The organism is Pedobacter indicus (genome assembly GCF_003449035.1).
GTDB lineage: Bacteria > Bacteroidota > Bacteroidia > Sphingobacteriales > Sphingobacteriaceae > Albibacterium > Albibacterium indicum.
Window position 1 is genome coordinate 618,946 of record NZ_QRGB01000001.1, and the last position, 19,439, is coordinate 638,384.

16 protein-coding genes are annotated in these 19,439 nt (G+C 39.2%); 4 read left to right on the top strand and 12 right to left on the bottom strand.

Annotated features, from left to right (window positions below):
* Positions 1–48 precede the first annotated feature (48 nt).
* Positions 49–1,581, bottom strand: a complete 1,533-nt coding sequence (locus D3P12_RS02905; RefSeq protein WP_118193586.1) for a glycoside hydrolase family 10 protein — start codon at positions 1,579–1,581, stop codon at positions 49–51.
* 126 nt (positions 1,582–1,707) lie between these two features.
* Here D3P12_RS02905 and D3P12_RS02910 point away from each other — a divergent pair, with 126 nt between their 5' ends.
* On the top strand, positions 1,708–2,649 hold the full coding sequence (locus D3P12_RS02910; protein ID WP_118193587.1) for a hypothetical protein: 942 nt from the start codon (positions 1,708–1,710) through the stop codon (positions 2,647–2,649).
* On the opposite strand, the gene D3P12_RS02915 is transcribed toward D3P12_RS02910, so the two are convergent.
* The 4 genes from D3P12_RS02915 to D3P12_RS02930 form a co-directional block, all read right to left on the bottom strand.
* Positions 2,650–6,375, bottom strand: a complete 3,726-nt coding sequence (locus tag D3P12_RS02915) for a sensor histidine kinase (RefSeq protein WP_118193588.1) — start codon at positions 6,373–6,375, stop codon at positions 2,650–2,652.
* An 88-nt stretch (positions 6,376–6,463) separates the two neighbouring features.
* Positions 6,464–7,348, bottom strand: a complete 885-nt coding sequence (gene fabD / locus D3P12_RS02920) for an ACP S-malonyltransferase (protein ID WP_118193589.1) — start codon at positions 7,346–7,348, stop codon at positions 6,464–6,466.
* Between the two features lie 28 nt (positions 7,349–7,376).
* Positions 7,377–8,018, bottom strand: a complete 642-nt coding sequence (gene folE / locus D3P12_RS02925) for a GTP cyclohydrolase I FolE (RefSeq protein WP_118193590.1) — start codon at positions 8,016–8,018, stop codon at positions 7,377–7,379.
* Positions 8,019–8,043: 25 nt separating this feature from the next.
* On the bottom strand, positions 8,044–8,457 hold the full coding sequence (locus tag D3P12_RS02930; RefSeq protein WP_118193591.1) for a 6-pyruvoyl trahydropterin synthase family protein: 414 nt from the start codon (positions 8,455–8,457) through the stop codon (positions 8,044–8,046).
* Positions 8,458–8,552: 95 nt separating this feature from the next.
* On the opposite strand from D3P12_RS02930, the gene mqnB reads away from it, so the two are divergent.
* Both mqnB and D3P12_RS02940 read left to right on the top strand, forming a co-directional pair.
* A complete protein-coding gene (gene mqnB / locus D3P12_RS02935) occupies positions 8,553–9,185 on the top strand; it encodes a futalosine hydrolase (RefSeq protein ID WP_118193592.1) in 633 nt (210 codons plus the stop codon).
* Positions 9,186–9,238: 53 nt separating this feature from the next.
* Positions 9,239–10,081, top strand: coding sequence for a 1,4-dihydroxy-6-naphthoate synthase (locus tag D3P12_RS02940; protein WP_118193593.1), 843 nt, complete (start codon positions 9,239–9,241; stop codon positions 10,079–10,081).
* Positions 10,082–10,086: 5 nt separating this feature from the next.
* Here the strand turns inward: D3P12_RS02940 and D3P12_RS02945 are convergent, their stop codons facing one another.
* The 5 genes from D3P12_RS02945 to D3P12_RS02965 all read right to left on the bottom strand — a co-directional run bounded on the left by D3P12_RS02945 (position 10,087) and on the right by D3P12_RS02965 (position 15,009).
* Positions 10,087–11,220: an ABC transporter permease gene (locus D3P12_RS02945; RefSeq protein WP_245977371.1), complete on the bottom strand. Its 1,134-nt coding sequence runs from the start codon at positions 11,218–11,220 to the stop codon at positions 10,087–10,089.
* Between the two features lie 88 nt (positions 11,221–11,308).
* The gene (locus D3P12_RS02950) at positions 11,309–11,953 is read right to left on the bottom strand and encodes an MBL fold metallo-hydrolase (protein ID WP_118193594.1); all 645 of its coding nucleotides are present in this window, start codon (positions 11,951–11,953) and stop codon (positions 11,309–11,311) included.
* A gap of 45 nt (positions 11,954–11,998) precedes the next feature.
* Positions 11,999–12,778 carry a shikimate dehydrogenase family protein gene (locus tag D3P12_RS02955; RefSeq protein WP_118193595.1) on the bottom strand — a complete coding sequence of 260 codons (780 nt, stop codon included), beginning with the start codon at positions 12,776–12,778 and terminating at the stop codon, positions 11,999–12,001.
* Positions 12,779–12,785: 7 nt separating this feature from the next.
* Positions 12,786–13,541, bottom strand: coding sequence for a phosphosulfolactate synthase (locus D3P12_RS02960; protein ID WP_118193596.1), 756 nt, complete (start codon positions 13,539–13,541; stop codon positions 12,786–12,788).
* Positions 13,542–13,605: 64 nt separating this feature from the next.
* A complete protein-coding gene (locus tag D3P12_RS02965; RefSeq protein WP_118193597.1) occupies positions 13,606–15,009 on the bottom strand; it encodes a tetratricopeptide repeat protein in 1,404 nt (467 codons plus the stop codon).
* 290 nt (positions 15,010–15,299) lie between these two features.
* Between D3P12_RS02965 and amaB the strand changes: the two genes are divergently transcribed.
* Positions 15,300–16,844 (top strand): L-piperidine-6-carboxylate dehydrogenase, encoded by a 1,545-nt coding sequence (gene amaB / locus D3P12_RS02970; RefSeq protein WP_118196943.1) that lies wholly within the window; start codon positions 15,300–15,302, stop codon positions 16,842–16,844.
* A gap of 7 nt (positions 16,845–16,851) precedes the next feature.
* On the opposite strand, the gene D3P12_RS02975 is transcribed toward amaB, so the two are convergent.
* Both D3P12_RS02975 and D3P12_RS02980 read right to left on the bottom strand, forming a co-directional pair.
* Positions 16,852–17,550, bottom strand: coding sequence for a response regulator transcription factor (locus D3P12_RS02975; RefSeq protein ID WP_118193598.1), 699 nt, complete (start codon positions 17,548–17,550; stop codon positions 16,852–16,854).
* Between the two features lie 9 nt (positions 17,551–17,559).
* On the bottom strand, positions 17,560–19,368 hold the full coding sequence (locus D3P12_RS02980; RefSeq protein ID WP_118193599.1) for a sensor histidine kinase: 1,809 nt from the start codon (positions 19,366–19,368) through the stop codon (positions 17,560–17,562).
* Between the last annotated feature and the right edge of the window lie 71 nt (positions 19,369–19,439).

The window sequence follows — 19,439 nt, forward strand, 5'->3', positions numbered from 1 at the left end:
ATAATGTTTATTTATGAAGTTTTAATTTTAGCGTGGCGAAAAATCCTGTTACTGAAAAACAATTGTTTCGGTATTTGAGGGTCCGCTCTCGTTCTTCATCCGATCGATACTTGTAATCACGTACGTATAGCGGGCATTTTTGCGAGCGGAGTCGTCCGTGTACGTTGTATAACGGCTATTAAATGAGATATGCAAAATGTTTTTCGGGTTCGTTAAGTCTATTCCTTCGCCTGCTTCAAACCGATAGACAACATAGCCGTATGCTTTGTCTCCGTCTTCAGCAGGATCCGGCTTTTGCCAATGTAGTGTGATTGCTTTACCTCCGGTTACGCGCAGCGTCAAACCTCTTGGGGCGTTCGGCAGGACGTTATCAATCCAAGGCATTGTCGGTGGTAATGCCCTATAACGATAGTGATTATATTGTAGAGAATCCCTAAAGCCCCTTATGTTATTGGTTAATGATTTAGAGCTAAAGAAAATGCTTCCTTGAACGTTGTCATTTTTTCGTAAATAATGTATTTGCCTTGATAGTTGATCGGGTTCGCGCCAGCCCATCCCACCCTCATTCGCACGGTAGGCTCCTTGACCAATATATAAATGACGGCCGTAACTGTGGTCAGCCCACCAATCGAGCAATACTTCAAATGCGGCAGCTTTATAATTAAATGGAAAATAGAGTTGTGGGCTATTATAATCTACCCAACCTTCTTCGGTCCATTTCTTTGCGTCAGCATACAGCTGACGGTAACCGCTGAAGCCGGCGGTCTCAGACCCCTCTGGGTGATCCCTCTTATTGTCCCATATACCAAAGGGGCTGACACCAAATTTAACATAGGGTTTCGCGGCATGAATACTGTCTGATACTTTCTTAATCAAAAGATCGACATTATCCCGGCGCCAATCGTCGATTGAGCTAAACCCTCGTGGATTTCTCTTAAAGGTCGCATAATCTGGAATTGCTTCTTTCGTAGGATAGGGGTAGAAGTAATCATCAAAATGAACGCCATCAATATCATAAGCACGTACGACATCCATCACAACCGACGTAATGTACTCCCGAACTTCGGAAAGGCCGGGGTTAAAAAGCTTCTTCCCACCGTAGCTAAAAAACCAATCGGGATGTCGGCGTGTAACATGATCACGCGCTATGCTGCTCCCTCCGCTAAATGTTGCACGGTAGGGGTTAAACCATGCGTGCAACTCCATACCCCTTGCATGTGCCTCCTGGATAGCAAATTCTAAAGGGTCATACTGAGGGTCACCTCCTTGGGTACCGGTCAAGTACTCACTCCAAGGTTCTCTCGAATTGGCATACAATGCATCAGCCGCTGGTCTGATTTGGAAGATTATACTATTAATCCCAGCGCGTTGGTGAGCATCTAAGATTCGTACAAGTTCAGCTTTTTGCTGAGCAGCACTTAAGCCCGGTTTTGACGGCCAGTCAATGTTGACAACCGTTGCAATCCAAACTCCTCTAAATTCTCTCTTCTTTAGTATATTGTCTTGCGCTGCAAGCATATTCACAGAACACGCAAACAGCAATAATAGTGAAAATAATCGTCTAAAATTCCTTCTTAACATAAGCGACATATTAGCAAGCGTCAAAGATAACCAACAGCTCTAACTATCAACGAAAAAAGAGATGATTTATTTGGAATAATTTTTGCTTCAGTCATTTACAATTCTTTTTATTGATGTTAAAACGTTATGGAAATTAAGAATGGGAAATTAATATTGGAAGACGAGTCTACGCAGGATGAAAAGCCTAAAAACTCGAGTAAAATATATTTCTTTATACTTGCTATTGTCGCATTGCTAGCAACTAATGCGTACTATGCCATACGTTACAAAAATCTTGGCAAACAGGTAGAAGTCCTGAATTCGGAAAAAAACCAACTGGAAATCGAGATAGACCGTATCGAAGCGGAATTAAACCGAGTTACTGCTGAGAACCTAGAATTGGCAACATCTTTTAAACAAGAGCATGATGCTGCTCGCGAATTAATTACTGAATTGAGGAGCCAGCTTGACGAGAACCCAAATATTAGTCAGGACGATCTACTTAGAACTCAACAAGAAATAAGACGTTTGAGATTGTTGGTGGAACAATACAGCAATGACTTGGAAGATCTGAGAGCTGAAAACCACCAGCTTTCAATTGAAAAAGATGATCTCCAAAGCTCAGTAAACACAATCACAGAAAGAGTCGACGAGTTGGAGCAAGAAAATACAGGTTTGGAAGAAATGGTGAAATCTGCGTCAGTATTAAAGGTGTCGTCTATGAGCATTACACCTCAAAGAATAAATGATGGTGAGCAGTCAGATGCAGAAACCAGAGCAAGAAGAACCGATAAGTTTAGAATCCATTTTGCAATAGCCAACAACTCATTAGCCCCAACGGGCGAACATACGATTTACTATCGTGTCACTGAACCGAGTGGCAACCTTCTCACGAATGGAGATCTATTTAAAGTAAACAACGAAGAAATTCAGTATACTCAAGCTACAATTATAGACTTCCAGAATGACGGTAAGCAGTATAGCATAGAATGGATCCCAAAAGAATATAAGTTTCAGAAAGGAACCTATACAGTGATACTATATACTACCGAAAGTGTTTTAGGCAGAGCTTCGGTAATATTAAAATAACTAGCGGCTTTTTATAGGCATCGTAATAAAGAATGTCGTGCCAACTCCCTTTTTTGTTTTAAAGGTGATTGTTCCCCTCATCGTTTCTATAGCTTGCTTCACAAAAGCCAACCCTAGTCCCGTTCCGGAGCTTTTGGTAGTGAAATTCGGCTGAAATATCCTCGCCTGCACTAACTCGTCAATCCCCTTTCCAAAATCTTGTACTGTTATGCTAAGGTAGCCAGGTCTTTTTATCTCCGTGATAATTTTCATTTTACACTGTGGCTGACCGACACAAGCTTCGATCGAGTTTTTAATAAGGTTGTTGAAAGATCTGAGTAGCTGATCCTGATCACCGTGTACCAGTATTTCTCTGTTCGTCCGACTATCAAACTCTATATTGATCTGTGGATTTTCGCTATGTAAATCAATCGCTTTTTCTATCATGTCGATTATCTTAACATCATCTAGTTTCGTATCGGGCATTTTAGCGAAATTTGAAAATTCCGAGGCGATATGATTTAAGCTCTCAATTTGTTCGATAAATGACTGAGTAAATCTTTTAAACTTTTCGTCAAAATTAGGGTCTTGCTCCTTCCATGATCTTTCTAACAATTGCACTCCTAGCCTTAATGGTGTTAATGGATTTTTTATTTCGTGTGCTACTTGTTTTGCCATCTCGCGCCACGCAGATTCACGTTCGGATCTCATAATCTGATCTGCACTATTATCTAAAGCCACCAACATATTATTGTATTCTTTAATAAGTGAGCCAATCTCATCGTTCCGTTTCCAAAAGATAGGCTCATTCTTTTTGCCAATATTGGTTTTCGCCAAACTTTTTTGTACCAACGTTAATGGAGCCGTAATTTTGTTAGCAACGAAAACTGCGAATAGCCCTAATATAACTAAGACCAAGGCATATACATTAATAATTGTATTTAGAAGCAACCCAACCTGCTGATCCAAATCTTTTTGATTCGAATAATAGGGTAGTGCTAAAAATGCAATCGTTTCATTTCTATCATTTTTCAAAGGCGTATATGCAGTTAGAAAATCCAACCCTCCAATACTCTCATGGTGGACAAACTCCTCTCGTTTATAATCATGCATGTTTAACCATGCATTCGCATTCATATACTCCGAAATAAGACCCAAATCAAAGATTTTGCTCTGCGTGCTATAGAGAAGCTCTCCGCTAAGGTTATATAAATTTAAATCAGTAGCGTTAACTTCTGCAGTGGTACTAAATTGCTGCTCAATATTGATCGATTCAATATCTTTATTCTCTACAGACAATTTAGCCTCAACCCCGCGTGCTATTTGTGATATTTGTCGAATAATAGCGTTTTCTTGCCGCACCTTATATTGTCCGCTTAAACTAAAAAAAGAGATAAAACCTACAATAACTAGTGTCCCGACCACGGCAAGTACAACAAAGGCCTGAATTCTAGTACTGTAGAGTATTCTGTTTTGCAGAATGATGACTGACCATCTAAAGTTTCTAAAACTAAAATCATAATCATTCAAAACAGATACAATCCATTGAACTGTATAAATAAGAATTGAAAATACAAGAAATACAAGAAATAGGAATGACAAGGAAGCTAACTGCTGCCAGCCGCTTTGAGCTTTGCTACTTAGTATAAGGAGGTCATCGTCATTTGGGCTGTGAAAGATATGATTATAGCCGTTCGATGTGTATTGCATATATCTGTCTGATTCCGATGAAGGAATCACTGCATTGACTGGGTATTGGTAGGACCCGTGTTGTGTCTTTAACTCACTTTGACTATAATAGGCATAGGAGTAGTTCTCATACTCATTAGGACTGTCTACGGTCGTACCCGAAAAAAGTAATTCTAAAGAAGAAGTATACCTGCCCAAAGATCTATTCTTCAATTCAATAAGATAGGTGCCCACCATCTCATCATCATGGCGAATAGGTAAAAGTGCAAAATAGTTGATATATCCGATAGAATGCGAAAGGCGATAAAAATTTTTAGATATTTTCCGAGAGCCACTGATTACCTTATCTTTATAATAGGTAAACTTTGACATCGCCATTGCGCTATTGTTTGCTGAGTCTGTCGAAATCGCATATCCATGAAAGTCATACTTTGCTAAGTATCCTCCAAAATATTTGCTCCGTAATTCCTCCCTAATCAGCTTTTGTGGTGTATTCGGTTGATTTAAAAAATACTCTTCCAGTAGATGATCATTAACAATACTTTCTTCTATTTCCATAAACAATAGAACGGCATCAGGATCTTCCGAAGATTCTAATTTTTGCAAGGCGAGTAATTGATTACTCAAGTTCTTTTTGTTTTGAAATGCACTTTGCTTCAAGGAAGCGATCCCTGCAAAAAGAAACAAGATAACTACGAATAGGGCCAGATTAAAACGCTTACTAATGTTTGCCGTCCACCCCTTAAGGTAGACAATCGCAATCATCAGAAATGCCGATATCGACAAGCTTCTTAATTGTAGCTTAATAACAAGACACAAAACTACCACCGCGACAGAAAATAAGAAAAGATCTCTACGGCTCATGTCAAGTCGCTTAATAATAACTATGAGGGTTTCTATAAGAAGATAAAAGCAAAAGACAACGAGACATAGCAAAAAGATCCCTGACCAGCTATAAATATTTAGATTTAACAGGTTATTAACTTCAAAGCTTATACTCGAATCGACGATTAAGCTCTCAAATATATATACAGCGGCCTCGCAACATATATAAAGGAGCGCTCCTGATGTCAAAAAAACCAGTATTTGAGTAAATCGTGAGGATTTACGATCTGTCCTAAAAAAAACCAGTTCAAATCGACATTGATAGATATAACATATCAACCAAGTTGCAGCAAACACATGGAAAGCCAACGCACCTAGTGATGGTAAGATTGAACTGGAAGCGTATATCTTCGGATCGAAAAAGCCTGAATAGAAGTTCTCCGCCAACCATTGCGTTTTTAAATCAAGATATCGGACTCCGAACAAATAAATAGCCAAGAGAAGAATAGATGATTTCACCCAGCCTTTTTTAGCAATCCAAGTGCAAATAGAGGTAACCAATAAAGTTGCTGTAAAGGCAAAAAGCAACCACATGATTAATTCAAGACGAGAGTAGAATGTATTAAATACACTCGATCTCAATTTTAAAGATAGTAAGTATTCACCGTCACTGTTTCTCAGATTGTAGACAAAACGATCATCGTATGAAGCAACATCAAGATTTGGGGTATTGATTAAGTCGCTCGAAAATTCATTTACCAGGTATCTGTTAGATAGCGAGTAATTAGCCTTTATTGGAATTAGACACACGACAGAGAAGCCACCCGAACTCTTTTTTTGAGCCTCAAACCAACCGTTTTTCCAAGAAATCACACTGCTCCCTTCTCGTATGCCAGCATCAGATCGCGGGACAATCTGTTCCGACCCCCAGAAGACAAGATCGTTATTAGAGTAAGTATATAAATAGATATTGCTCTTATTCCCTAAATCATTGATAACATAATCCTGTAAAGAATAATCATGTTCGATGGATCGTAACCGTGAAAATAATTCTGAATCATTAAAAAGAGACGCCACCACAGCTTCTTTCCTATGAAGATTATCTTCTACTTCCTTTCCATCAATAAGAAGGATCTCTTTTTCTTGATAAGTGAGATTTATTGTAATTGCGGTGCCTGCGAAACAAAGTGTAAGCAGCAGCAAAAGAATGCGTATCTTTAAAATGTTATTCACAAAATAAAATCAGTTCGCATAAAAGTAATAAAAAAGCTCCACAGAACTGAAAATCTATGGAGCTATTCACTACTTGTTTGGCCCTTCCTTATAACGATGCCGCTGATGTATCAGCTTTACGATCTACTTTTTTAACAAGTCCTTGCAAGACATTTCCTGGTCCTACTTCTACAAATTTTGTTGCACCATCTTCAATCATAGCAGACACAATCTGCGACCATTTCACTGGTCCGGTTAATTGTTCGATTAAATTATTTTTGATACGATCTGAATCTAAGTAGGGTTTTGCATCGATGTTTTGATATACAGGGCATATGGGAGTATTAAATGTTGTTGCTTCGATCGCTTTCTCCAGTTCAACTCTGGCTGATTCCATTAGCGGTGAGTGAAATGCTCCGCCTACGTTCAACTTAAGAACTCGCCGCGCCCCAGCTTCTATCAAAAGCTCACATGCTCGATCAATCCCGGCTATACTACCAGAAATGACCAATTGCCCAGGGCAGTTATAATTTGCAGGAACGACTACGTCACTTACTCGTTGGCATACATCTTCAACGACAAAGTCATCTAGACCAAGCACTGCTGCCATTGTTGAAGGCTGTAATTCACAGGCTTTCTGCATCGAATTAGCGCGAGCTGCAACAAGTTTTAATCCGGATTCAAAATCAAACACACCAGCACTCACCAATGCAGAAAATTCCCCCAATGAATGCCCGGCAACCATATTAGGCTTAAAAGAGTCTCCTAATGCCTTTGCTAAAATAACTGAATGTAAAAAGATTGATGGTTGTGTTACGTTGGTCTGTTTTAACTCATCATCGGTACCATCAAACATAATGTCCGTAATCCGGAAGCCAAGTATTTCGTTAGCCTGTTCAAAGAGTTCCTTAGTCTGGCTGCTGTAGCCGTATAGTTCTTTTCCCATTCCGACAAACTGTGCTCCTTGTCCGGGAAATACGTATGCTGTTTTCATTGCTTTGATTCTTCTTAATTGATTCTTCTTAATCTAAACTTGCTGTTATCAGTCTCAAAAACTCATTTCGTGTACGCTCTTTAGCGAACTCACCGGTAAAGGCAGATGTCGTTGTCACTGAATTTTGCTTCTGTACGCCTCGCATCGACATACATAGATGACGGCATTCCATCACAACTGCTACCCCAAGAGGGTTCAGGGTTTCATGAATACAATCTCTAATTTCATTTGTCAATCTCTCCTGAACCTGTAGTCTTCTCGCAAAAGCATCTACGATACGTGGGATTTTACTTAGCCCGACAATATGCCCGTTTGGTATATACGCAATATGAGCTTTCCCAAAAAAAGGCAGCATATGATGTTCACATAACGAGTATACTTCGACGTCCTTGACAACTACCATCTGACTATACTCTTCAGCAAACATGGCTCCTTTTAATATTTCCGCAGGATTAATATCATAGCCGTGGGTCAAGAACTGCAGTGACTTAGCTACACGCTCAGGTGTTTTCAAAAGACCTTCTCGATTTGGATCCTCTCCTAGCGCTGCTAAAATATCCCCGTAATGCTCGGCAATTCTATTTACCGTATCAACATTATATCTGTCTATTTTGACATACCCATCAACACCTTCGCCCTCGCTTGTAATTATCTTATCTGTTTTGTTCATGTTATTTTTTCAGTATGTTCCTGGCTTATTTACCGAAATACTCAATGAAATTATTCTCTGTCTCACAGAGTTTAACTGAATGAAGAATTGCTCCCTCAGCTTGAATTCTAGGTGCCAATAGATTAAAGATCTCGACGGCCATCACTTCGGTTGAAGCCATTTTCCCTTGCATGAAATCTACGTCAAGATTGACATTTCTATGATCGAGTTTTTCAATCACCTCTTCTAATATAATTTGTTTCAATACTCTAAGGTCGATCAGGAATCCTGTTTCTGGGTTAATATCGCCCTTTACAGTCACAAACAGCTCGTAGTTATGACCATGCCAATTTGGGTTCGAGCACTTTCCGAATGTTTCCAAGTTCTTTTCATCCGACCAATCTGACCTATACAATTTATGGGCAGACGAAAAACGTTCTCTTCGTGTAATATGAATCATGTGTACAAAGATAGTATATTGAACCGAAAATAGTGCTGACATGCCGACTTTCAAGGTCGTGCTTTTATTATTGTATATTCGTAATAAAACTAACTATGGAAATATTAATTGTCGCGGCGACTGAGAATGAAATATCGAAATACAGAAACCTAGCACAACAAAATTCCTATCCGGTAGATATTTTAGTTACGGGAGCAGGTATGGTCCCAACGGCTTTCATGCTTGGACAGCGTCTAGCCACGCGCCGGTACGATGCGATAATAAATATTGGCATAGCGGGAAGTTTTAGACGCGATATCGAGCTTGGCTCTATTATCAGAATTGCAACTGACCAGTTTAGCGAACTAGGAGCACAGAATGGATCTCAGTTTTTAACTCTCGAAGAGATTGGACTTGGTCAGAGTTTTTACAAAGAAAAACCTACTGCGCAATTGCTCAAAGTACCAGCGATAAGTGAGCTGAAGACTCAAAATGCCATAACAGTTAATACCGTTCATGGTGATGAAAAAAGTATAGAAAAAATCAGAGAGAGAGTAGACCCAGATCTCGAGAGTATGGAGGGAGCCGCGGTATTCTTTGTCGCGGAGAAAGAAAATATACCGGTGTTACAAATTCGAAGTATTTCAAATTATGTCGAAGAGCGGAATCGTGAAGCATGGAAAATATCTACAGCAATTAACAACATAAACGATTGGCTAAGTAGGCTATCATCAGAAATATTCTCATAAATCACTTATGTTATTCAAAAGATTCATATTTTTATATTTTTAGAATACATTCCATGAAATTTACATTGGGTTTCTCCCCATGTCCTAATGACACATTTATCTTTGACGCTCTAGTCCATAAAAAGATCGATACGGAGGGTATCGACTTCGAAGTTATCTATGAGGACGTCGAAACATTGAACCTAATGGCATTTAATAACGAACTCGACATAACGAAGTTGAGTTTTCATGCTTTCGCTTTTGCCTTAAAAAACTATGGCCTCCTTGATGCCGGAAGTGCCTTGGGGCATGGTGTAGGGCCTTTGCTTATCTCTCGAGAATCCGCAATCTCAGAAGAATATGTTAAGGAACATTCCCAGCAACTGAAAGTGGCCATTCCGGGAGTCTACACTACTGCTAATTTTTTAATGAGCTTAGCTTTCCCGTCGCTCCAGCAGAAAGAATTGTATCTCTTTTCTGAGATCGAAGACGCGGTCAGCAGAAGCGAAATTGACCTCGGTTTAATTATCCACGAATCTCGATTCACTTACCAACAGAAAGGGCTTCACAAAATTACAGATCTGGGGAACTATTGGGAAAAGGAAACAGGTCTACCAATCCCCTTGGGTGGTATAGTCGGGAATAGGCGTATTCCTAAAAAAGAGCTTCAAACCATAAGCAGGCTAATCCGAAAAAGCATTGAGTTCGCATTCGACGATCCACAATCGGGTTTAGGGTTTATAAAAAGTCTATCTCAGGAAATGGAAGAAGATGTCATTTTCAAACATATTAATCTCTATGTCAACAACTACTCATTGAGCTTAGGTCAGTCGGGACGAGATGCGGTAACTATTCTCTTTGATAAAGCTAGATCGCTAAATGTAGTACCCTCTTACCAAGAGGACATCTTTATCTGAAACATTTATGATAATTGCTCTTCACCTTTCACACTAAGGTGTGAAGAGACATAAGAGGCGATTAACGCGATAAATAAAACCGTAAAAAACACCAACATGAAGTCGGTTGCCTTAATGGCGATCGGGAAGACGTTGGTGACCAGTTCTGCGCCGTCCATTTTTATCAATCCAAACTTTTTTTGTAAAACGCAAAAGATCAACCCCAAGGCCATCCCAATAATACAGCCGAGGAAAGAAATAAACATCCCTTCGGTGAAAAATATCCGCTTAATAAACGAATCATTTGCCCCTAAGCTTTTCAACACCGCTATATCTCTTTTCTTATCAATTACCAACATCGTAAGTGAACCAATAATATTGAAAATAGCGATGATTAAAACAAAAGTAAGTATAAAGAAGATTGCCCATTTCTCGGAATTCAACACTTTGTATAGAGCTGGATTTTGTTGTGCGCGGTTTTTAACAAGAAACCGTTCCCCTAGCTGTTCTCGGAGTGCTCTTTCAAGCGACCGAAAGTCAGCATTCTCATCTAGATAGATCTCTACAGCAGACACACGATCCGGTTCGCTAAGAACATCTCGGGCAAATGATAACGGTACAATAACCAAATTATCGAACATCGGCTGTGCCATCAGAACTCCCGATAAATAGATAGAACGCAGATTAAACTCTTCAGCAGGATTTAATACGTTCTGTGTTCCTTTTCGCGGCGAATAAATAGTCGCTTTTATCTCCTCTTTCTCTAAGTCAATCCCCAAATAGGCCTGTACAGCGGCACCTACCACGGCATAGTCTGTCGTATCTTTCTTTAATATAAAATCCCCTTGAAATAACAGGCTATCGGCAATGTTTGGAGGAATTGACCTTATTTTTTCTCCTTTCAAATTAGCTATGTATTGGTTTTGTCCGTATCTGACCAACACTTTTTCCTGTAGAACCTCAGTATAATAAGCAACACCGCGTTGACGGGATAAAAGTTCTTCCAGCTCACTGTCAAACTCAAACGATTTCCCTTGTTTGGGCTCCAATCTAAGTTCGGGAGTAAAAGAACTATACATATTCAGGATCAACAACTCAAAGCCGTTGAACACGGATAGTATGATTACAAGGGCAGCACTTCCGATTAACACCCCTAACATGCTTATGCTTGAAATAATATTTATAGCATTTACCGATTTTTTTGAGAATAAATACCGTTTTGCAATAAATAGGGGTGTATTCATCATATTATCCTCTTACAAAGGGGTTCGTTCTTTTCTCCTGTCCCACGGTGGTGGCGGGCCCGTGACCCGGATAGACAACGGTATCGTCAGGAAGTTGATAAATTTTATCCGAAATGCTTTGGATCAATTGACTATGGTTCCCACCTGGGAGGTCCGTTCGCCCGATGCTTCCTTTAAACAATACATCTCCACCAATTATAAAACCCTCGGATCTGCTATAAAAGCAAAGATGTCCTGGAGAGTGCCCCGGTGCAAAAATCAGCTCTAAAAGGTGATCACCAAATCGAACCGTCCCGCTTTCTGGCAAAAATGTTTCCGAAATTGGAGACACCTCGTATCTGATTCCCATTTGTGGTGCATAGTTTTGAACTTCTGCATATAATGGGATTTCCTTTTCGTGGAAAGTTGGCAATAGCCCGTAAGTATCATAGATCAGCCTATTCCCCAAAATGTGATCAATGTGACAATGTGTATTTAAAACATATTCAAGTTTAAGGTCATGCTCATCTATAAAGCCTAAAACCTCTTTTTCTTCCGCAGGACTGTACATCCCTGGGTCAATTATGACACTTGCGCCCGATTCATCGTACAAGAGGTATGTATTTTCCTGATAGGGGTTACATACGAACGATTTGATATGAATAGTCATATCACAAAAATACAATAATTATGAGAGTTTAATTTATAAAGGGTATTAACTAAGCCAAATCTCCCAGTTTTTTTCAGCTTGCAACTCTAACATCTCTCGTCCGTTCTTTATGGACGCGCCCTGTTCTCTACCTAACCTAAGAAACTCAGTCTCTTCAGGGTTATAAATCAAATCATAGAGTAGGTGTTGTTCATTTATCGCGTGAAAAGGTAAATCTAAACTATGATGAACATCCGGATAAGTTCCCACTGGCGTGGTATTGATGATTAAAGGGTATTTTTTTATTGTCTGATAAGATAAATCCTTATAAGACAACTGGTAATGAGTCGCTTTTCTTGAAACTACCTTATAGTCGATATCTAATTTCTTTAATACATACATCACCGCTCTAGCTGCTCCTCCGTTCCCCAAAATTAGAGCCCGGTTATGATGTTTTTTTAATAAGGGTTTTAGCGACTCTTCAAAGCCAAATACATCTGTATTATATCCGTGAAGACGAGTTGGCTCTAATGAACATTCTCCAGAAAAGAAGTCTTCCAAAGGGTTTTTTTTGATAATCTTAATGCAATTAACGGCATTCACCATTTTAGCTTCCGGGCTAATCCAATCAAGGTAATAAAGAACACCTATTTTATGGGGGATTGTCACATTCAGTCCGCATAACTCTGTTTCCTCTTTCAGCAAAGAAGGTAGCTCGCTCAAGGTCTGAATAGGGTATAACTCATAACGATAGTCCGTTAAAGCGAGTTCTTTGAACTTTTCAGTATAATACTGCTTGGAGAACGAGTGCCCTAAAGGAAAACCAATCAATCCAAACTTCTTCATTAATACTTTATAAATAGTGGCTGAACGTATCGCCTCTGAGCCCTAACCGAATAGTTTCTAAAGGAATAACCTCTGCGGGCGCTATATTGCCAAGATTAACATTGGCTCCGAGTAATTTGATAAACCAGACCTGTTGCGCTTTTTGGGGAGCTTCGAAAATAATCTTTTCGTAGGGTATCTGTGTTAAAATTTCATCGATCAATCCCTGTCTTACTTCTCCGCTTTCTCTATAAATTCCAACACTTCCACTTTCTCTAGCTTCCGCTATTAATTTCCATGAACCGGCTTGAATCTCTGCTTCCATTAGTTCTATCCAACGATAAGGTGCAATGATCTTCTCCTCATCTTTCGATCCTACCTCCGAAATAACAGTAACTTGTTTACTTAACTGATGTATATACTCACATTTTTGCTCGTGAGGTATATCAATCGAACCATCAGATACTTCCGCATACTCTAGTTTATACCGATCAAGCACCCTCCTGTAATCATCAAACTGATTACGGATCGCAAAAGCTTCAAATAATGTCCCGCCAAAATAGAAGGGGACATTCGCATCACGGTAAATGGCTAACTTCTCTTCTAAGTTGGGAGTCACGTAAGAAGTAGCCCAGCCCAATTTAACGATATCGGTGTGAGGTTCAGCAACGGACAAGAAATCTTCGACTTGTCTTATTGATAAACCCTTGTCCATTACCATAGTAATGCCCCTCTCTCTAGGTTTATCACTACGGTCGGGTATATTGTTAAGTTGAAAATTCATGGAGTGCAAATGTCCAAAAAAAAATTGAATAGAAGGAATTATCAGTCAACTAATTAACACGACCTTACCCAGTATACTTTTTGATGATTTCGATAATTATCTTATTATCTTGTAATTGAGGAAGATATTCAAATAAAATATGATGTTTCTCCACATCTAAGTTGAGAGCCATGTCTAAATAATTCAACGCATCATTGTATTTACCTGCGGCAAAAAGGTAAGCGACCATACGATAATATAACTCAGCAGCATCTGGATTACACTTTATCGCTTCCGAGATAATACCAATAGCCTCATCAAGCTTATGTTGTTCATAAACAACTGATGAATAATCCAACCAGGCATCCACATCAATTGGATTCAATTCAACAACATGCTGATAGGCCAATTCTGCGTCATCCACTTGTTTAAGTTTATATTGAGCGTCAGCTATAGCAAACCAATAATCGGGATTCGCTTCATCCAAGTGCAGCGCTTTTCGATAATAGTAAAGAGCTTCAAAATAGCGTTCATCAAAATCCAGCGTGACACCAATACCAAACCAAGCATCTGCTAATTTTGAATCTAATTTGACTGCTTTCTTATAGAATGACCGTGCAAGTTGCATTTGCTCAAGCTTCTCGTAACATTCCCCTATCGCACAATAAGTGTCTGCGCTCGGCGGTTCAAACTCAAAGGTTTCTTTGTAGATATCAATAGCATCTTCAAACTTTCCAATATTGACCAAAGCATTCCCCTTGTTGAAATAGGCAGAAGCAAAATTTTCCTTGATTATAATCGCATAGTCATAAGCATCTATTGCTTTTTCGTATTGTTCAAGTTTATGATACGCATTCCCCAAGTTGTACCACGCGGCATAAGAATAAGGATCATTATCAATATATTGAAGATAAAAATTAATACTCTCTTCTTGCTTATCAAGCACATCATAACAAAAAGCCAATTCATATAAAGCATCCTGACTTTCCATATCAATTTCCAAGCTCTTTTTCAGGTGAACAATAGCTTCCTGAAAATCTCCTTTACTCTGCAGCATCATTGCTATTTGCAAATGAACTTCTACCGAATTCTCAGAAATTGACTTGGCTTTATTAAATTCATCCATTGCTTCATCATACCGCTCTAACGTACTTAATACTCCTCCACGAATTAAGTAGATATCCACTTCAGAAGGGTCAAGCATTTCTGCTTTATGAAGTGATTCAAAAGCTAGGTCTAGCTTCGATACCAGTATATAGAGCTGAGACTGCTTAATCAAGAAAGAAACCGCATAGGGGTGTTGATTAACTGCATAGTCAACCACCTGTAATGCCTTTATTGGATCGTTCTTCTCGATGTAAAAATCAATTATTCCCTCAAAAGCTTGTGACTCAAAAAAATATTGATCTTTATTACGAATCATCTCTTCGTATCTCTCTACCGAAAATTTGGGATCTTCGGAAAAACCAAAATCATAATTTTCTTCCATTTTACACTATTTAAGAACTTGACTATACAATATATTTGTTCAACACATTATAATATTATCAAATTACCTGATTTGACAATATTCAACAACTTATTTTGTTAACAAAATCCAATCCATTTGCACAAAAACCTAACTATCAACACCTTAGTTCTGACAAAATGTCTAAAACTTAATCCTTTTCTCAAAAAAATGCGGAGATGATAAACGGAGATGATAAACAAAGAGTTGTTAAGAGAGGCTGTAAAATTACGAAATTTATTGTATATTTCCATATACTAAGCCCACTGGTGATGACTAACGATATTAACCTTATTCTCGAACAACTTAAAATAGCTTCTAGCAACCCTTCATGGAGTACCGGACAGAGTCATGGTGCTCAACAATCGGCGGAAACGATAGCCAGTATCTCGCCAGTTGACATGCAGAAAATTGCATCCGTTGGCGTTCTGGTTAATGAAGAGTTCCAATTAGTAGTTGAGAAAGCCCAGGAGGCTTTTTTGGTATGGAGAGACATACCCGCACCGAAAAGAGGACAAGTTATTAGAGATTTTGGCGAGAGTCTGCGTGCAAAAAAGAAGGAATTAGGCACCTTAGTTTCTTATGAAATGGGGAAGAGCGTACAAGAAGGGTATGGAGAAGTGCAAGAAATGATTGATATCTGTGATTTTGCAGTCGGTTTGAGCCGACAATTATATGGATTAACTATCCATTCTGAAAGACCAAGTCATCGAATGTATGAACAATGGCATCCACTCGGTATCGTTGGAATTATATCTGCATTCAATTTCCCTGTTGCCGTCTGGAGCTGGAACGCAGCTCTCGCAATGGTTTGTGGTAATGTTTGCATTTGGAAACCCTCCGAGAAAGCTCCAATATCTGCGATCGCTTGTCAAAACTTGCTAACTGAAGTACTGGGGAAACATGGTTTACCTGATGGTATCAGTAGTCTTATTCACGGCGATTATAAAGTGGGGGAGATGATGACCAAGGATTCTAGAATCAGCCTAATATCGGCGACGGGAAGTACAAATATGGGCAAGGCCGTGGCCACGACCGTTGCTTCCCGATTAGGGAAAAGTATCCTGGAGCTAGGAGGAAACAATGCGATGATTATTAGTAACCATGCAGACTTGGACACGGCTCTTCCGGCAGCAGTATTCGGCGCAGTTGGGACTGCTGGCCAACGTTGTACGTCAACCAGACGCCTTATAATTCATGAGGAAGTTTATGATGATTTTAAAGAAAAGCTTGTGAACGCGTACCAACAAATCAAAATTGGCAACCCTTTAGACGAAAGGAATCATATGGGACCGCTCATCGATAAGGATGCAACAATATCCTACTTAAATACGATCGAAGAAATAAAAAAACAAGGAGGAACATTTTTGATCGAGGGAAAAGTTTTAGACGAGAAAGAATATTCTTCAGATTGTTACGTAAAGCCATGTATTGCCGAGGTGGAGCCAACATTCGAGATAATAAAAAAAGAAACCTTCGCTCCAATTTTATATATCATGAAATACAAAACGCTAGAAGAAGCTATTCACATCCAAAACAATGTCCCCCAAGGGCTATCCTCTTCAATCATGACAACTGACCTAAGGGAGGCAGAGATTTTTCTCTCCCATCGAGGATCTGATTGTGGAATTGCTAATGTCAACATCGGCACATCAGGCGCAGAAATTGGGGGTGCTTTCGGCGGCGAAAAGGAGACCGGTGGTGGACGCGAATCTGGCACCGAATCCTGGAAAGCCTATATGCGACGTCAAACCAATACAATTAATTACTCGAAGGATGTCCCTTTAGCTCAAGGCATTAAGTTTGATCTCTCTTAACTGTGACTTATTGACTTACAATTAGTTTATAGCCTTTTCCATGAACATTCACTATTTCAACATTCGGGTCAGCCTTGAGATATTTCCGCAGTTTACTTAAAAAAACATCCATACTGCGGCCATTAAAATAGTTATCGTCGTGCCAGATTTTTATCAGTGCTTCTTCTCTGGTTAGAACATCATTCTTTCTCAGACAAAGCATCTGCAATAACTCTGCTTCTTTGGTCGATAATTTTTGCTGCTCACCATTCCTAGTAATAATTTGCGAAGTAAAATCAAAAGCATAGGAGCCAATTTTAAAGTTTGTGGGCACAGGTTCCTTGGTCACGCTATCTTTGCTAGACGCCCGCTTTAATAGCGCGTTTATTCTTAACAATAGTTCTTCAACCCGAAAAGGTTTCGTTATATAATCGTCACCTCCTAAGCCGAACGCGATTGACTTATCTTCCATCATACCTTTTGCCGTAGCAAAGATAATAGGTACTCCATCGTTTAGCTTTCTGATTTCTTTGCCCAATGTAAATCCGTCCTTTTTGGGCATCATAACATCAAGAATACAAAGATCAAAAGACTCGCGATTAAAAGCCCGTAATGCATCATCGCCATCTACACATAACGTCACATCAAATTTTCCTTTTAGCTCAAGATATTCCTTCAGAATATCACCCAAATTCGGATCGTCTTCAGCCAGTAATATTTTTGTCATAGTACATAATTAGTTAGCTAAAGGTAAGGTTATTTCAAACTCTGTTCCTTTATTAAGCTCACTCTTTACGCGAATACTACCATCAAGCCGCTTAATAATATCTTGAACATAGGCCAGTCCTAATCCAAAACCCTTAACATTATGAATATTTCCCGTCGGTATTCTATAAAATTGATCAAATATCTTCGACAATTGATCCCTATTCATTCCAATCCCATTATCTTTAAAGGAAATTAGAAGTTTATTCGCATGATTACGTGTTTGGATCTCAATTTGCGGTGATTTTTGCGAATATTTGATTGAATTATCAATAAGGTTGAAGATCACATTCGAAAAGTGTAGCTCGTCCCCAAGCACAATCGAATCTTTTGCAACCAAATCTAGGTTGATGGTTACATTTTTCTTCTGAAGCTGCAGCCCCAGACTCTCAATAACCGTCGAAATCAACTCATTCATATCAATAGGTCCCGACTCTAAAGTAAGATCCCCTTTTTCGATACGCGCTATATTTAAAACCCGTTCAATATGATTCCCTAATCTTACATTTTCATCGTAAATAATGCCAGCCAAGCGTTCTACTCTAGCTCTATCCATAGACATCTCCGGATCTTTCAACGACTCGCTAGCTATCATGATGGTCGCTACTGGTGTTTTGAATTCATGAGTCATGTTATTCATAAAGTCACTTTTCATTTCTGAAAGCTTCTTTTGTTTTATAATCGATAAGATTGTGTATGCAAAACAGCCAATCAAGACCATCAACAGCGCAACAGAAGAGGCCAACATAATTTTCATATTGCCAACTAGGAGGGATGACTTATTGGGAAAATGCACGGACAATACTGCCCCTTCGGCAGTCATGTCATTAGGGAAGAGAACAGTTTGGTAAGCGGCATTTGATTCCGCTGAAAAATCCTCACCAGCAAATTTGAATATTACCGAATCAGTTGAGTTATTATTAATTTGAAAATCAAAATCTAAATGAATATCCCGAATATCAAGCTCTCTTCGGAGCTCCTCCTGCATAAACTTTGGATCGATACGCTGGCTTATCGATTTTTTTGACCGTTCAAATTCATTTGCAAGATTTTTAAGTACAGAACCGTCTCCATTCGCGCTCGCTTTAATGGAGTCCATATATAAGCTAGCGGCACGCATCTTGGCTTCGTGTTCCACACGTCTGATTTCCAGTTCAAGTTTAGAATCAACGCGCGGAGGCAGTGATATTACAAATTCGCCAACTACCGGGTCTACGACGAAGTAACGAACACTATCATCTTTCGCCTTCTTTATAACTTTCGCCTTTTGATTAGAGTAAATTCCCCATTCCTGCTGTTGATAAGCATTCCCTTTCTCGTCGTAACCTGTTTGAATGGTCACTTCATAGTTAACATGGTTCCGGTAAGCAGGATCTTTTATATAGGTCTCATAAAAACTGTTATCCAGTAGAACAGCGCCTGGATAGCGTCTCTTTACCTGCTGCTCCAACGCCTTGAATTCCGAATTCAACTGTTGTCTTTTCATACGCATACGATTGGCGTACTCTAAAGACTTCTTATGCTCTGAAGACTCTCGTGCCTGACGTTCTCTCTGCCGCTTCATTCTGCTTTCGTGCATCTCTCTTTCATTCAAAAAACGAAGAGCTTCATCTTTCTCGGCTTTCAACGCTACTGTATTCAATGCTGCCATAACGGCTTCATCAAACAACTGTGCCTTTAGATGAAAAGATTGTCTTATAAAATAGTATTGCATAGCCATTACGCCCAATAAGGCAAGACCCATCAAGCTAATAATAAGACTGATACTCTTTTTATTCATAAAACAAAAATACAGAAGCAAAAAAGCTTTAACACCCTTTTAACATAATTTAACACCTTATATCTAAGTTC

Coding starts and splice junctions, on each gene's coding strand:
- D3P12_RS02905 (WP_118193586.1), bottom strand. CDS start 1,581: ATGTTAAGAAGGAATTTTAGACGATTATTTTCACTATTATTGCTGTTT.
- D3P12_RS02910 (WP_118193587.1), top strand. CDS start 1,708: ATGGAAATTAAGAATGGGAAATTAATATTGGAAGACGAGTCTACGCAG.
- fabD (WP_118193589.1), bottom strand. CDS start 7,348: ATGAAAACAGCATACGTATTTCCCGGACAAGGAGCACAGTTTGTCGGA.
- folE (WP_118193590.1), bottom strand. CDS start 8,018: ATGAACAAAACAGATAAGATAATTACAAGCGAGGGCGAAGGTGTTGAT.
- D3P12_RS02930 (WP_118193591.1), bottom strand. CDS start 8,457: ATGATTCATATTACACGAAGAGAACGTTTTTCGTCTGCCCATAAATTG.
- mqnB (WP_118193592.1), top strand. CDS start 8,553: ATGGAAATATTAATTGTCGCGGCGACTGAGAATGAAATATCGAAATAC.
- D3P12_RS02940 (WP_118193593.1), top strand. CDS start 9,239: ATGAAATTTACATTGGGTTTCTCCCCATGTCCTAATGACACATTTATC.
- D3P12_RS02945 (WP_245977371.1), bottom strand. CDS start 11,220: ATGTTAGGGGTGTTAATCGGAAGTGCTGCCCTTGTAATCATACTATCC.
- D3P12_RS02950 (WP_118193594.1), bottom strand. CDS start 11,953: ATGACTATTCATATCAAATCGTTCGTATGTAACCCCTATCAGGAAAAT.
- D3P12_RS02955 (WP_118193595.1), bottom strand. CDS start 12,778: ATGAAGAAGTTTGGATTGATTGGTTTTCCTTTAGGGCACTCGTTCTCC.
- D3P12_RS02960 (WP_118193596.1), bottom strand. CDS start 13,541: ATGAATTTTCAACTTAACAATATACCCGACCGTAGTGATAAACCTAGA.
- D3P12_RS02965 (WP_118193597.1), bottom strand. CDS start 15,009: ATGGAAGAAAATTATGATTTTGGTTTTTCCGAAGATCCCAAATTTTCG.
- amaB (WP_118196943.1), top strand. CDS start 15,300: ATGACTAACGATATTAACCTTATTCTCGAACAACTTAAAATAGCTTCT.
- D3P12_RS02975 (WP_118193598.1), bottom strand. CDS start 17,550: ATGACAAAAATATTACTGGCTGAAGACGATCCGAATTTGGGTGATATT.
- D3P12_RS02980 (WP_118193599.1), bottom strand. CDS start 19,368: ATGAATAAAAAGAGTATCAGTCTTATTATTAGCTTGATGGGTCTTGCC.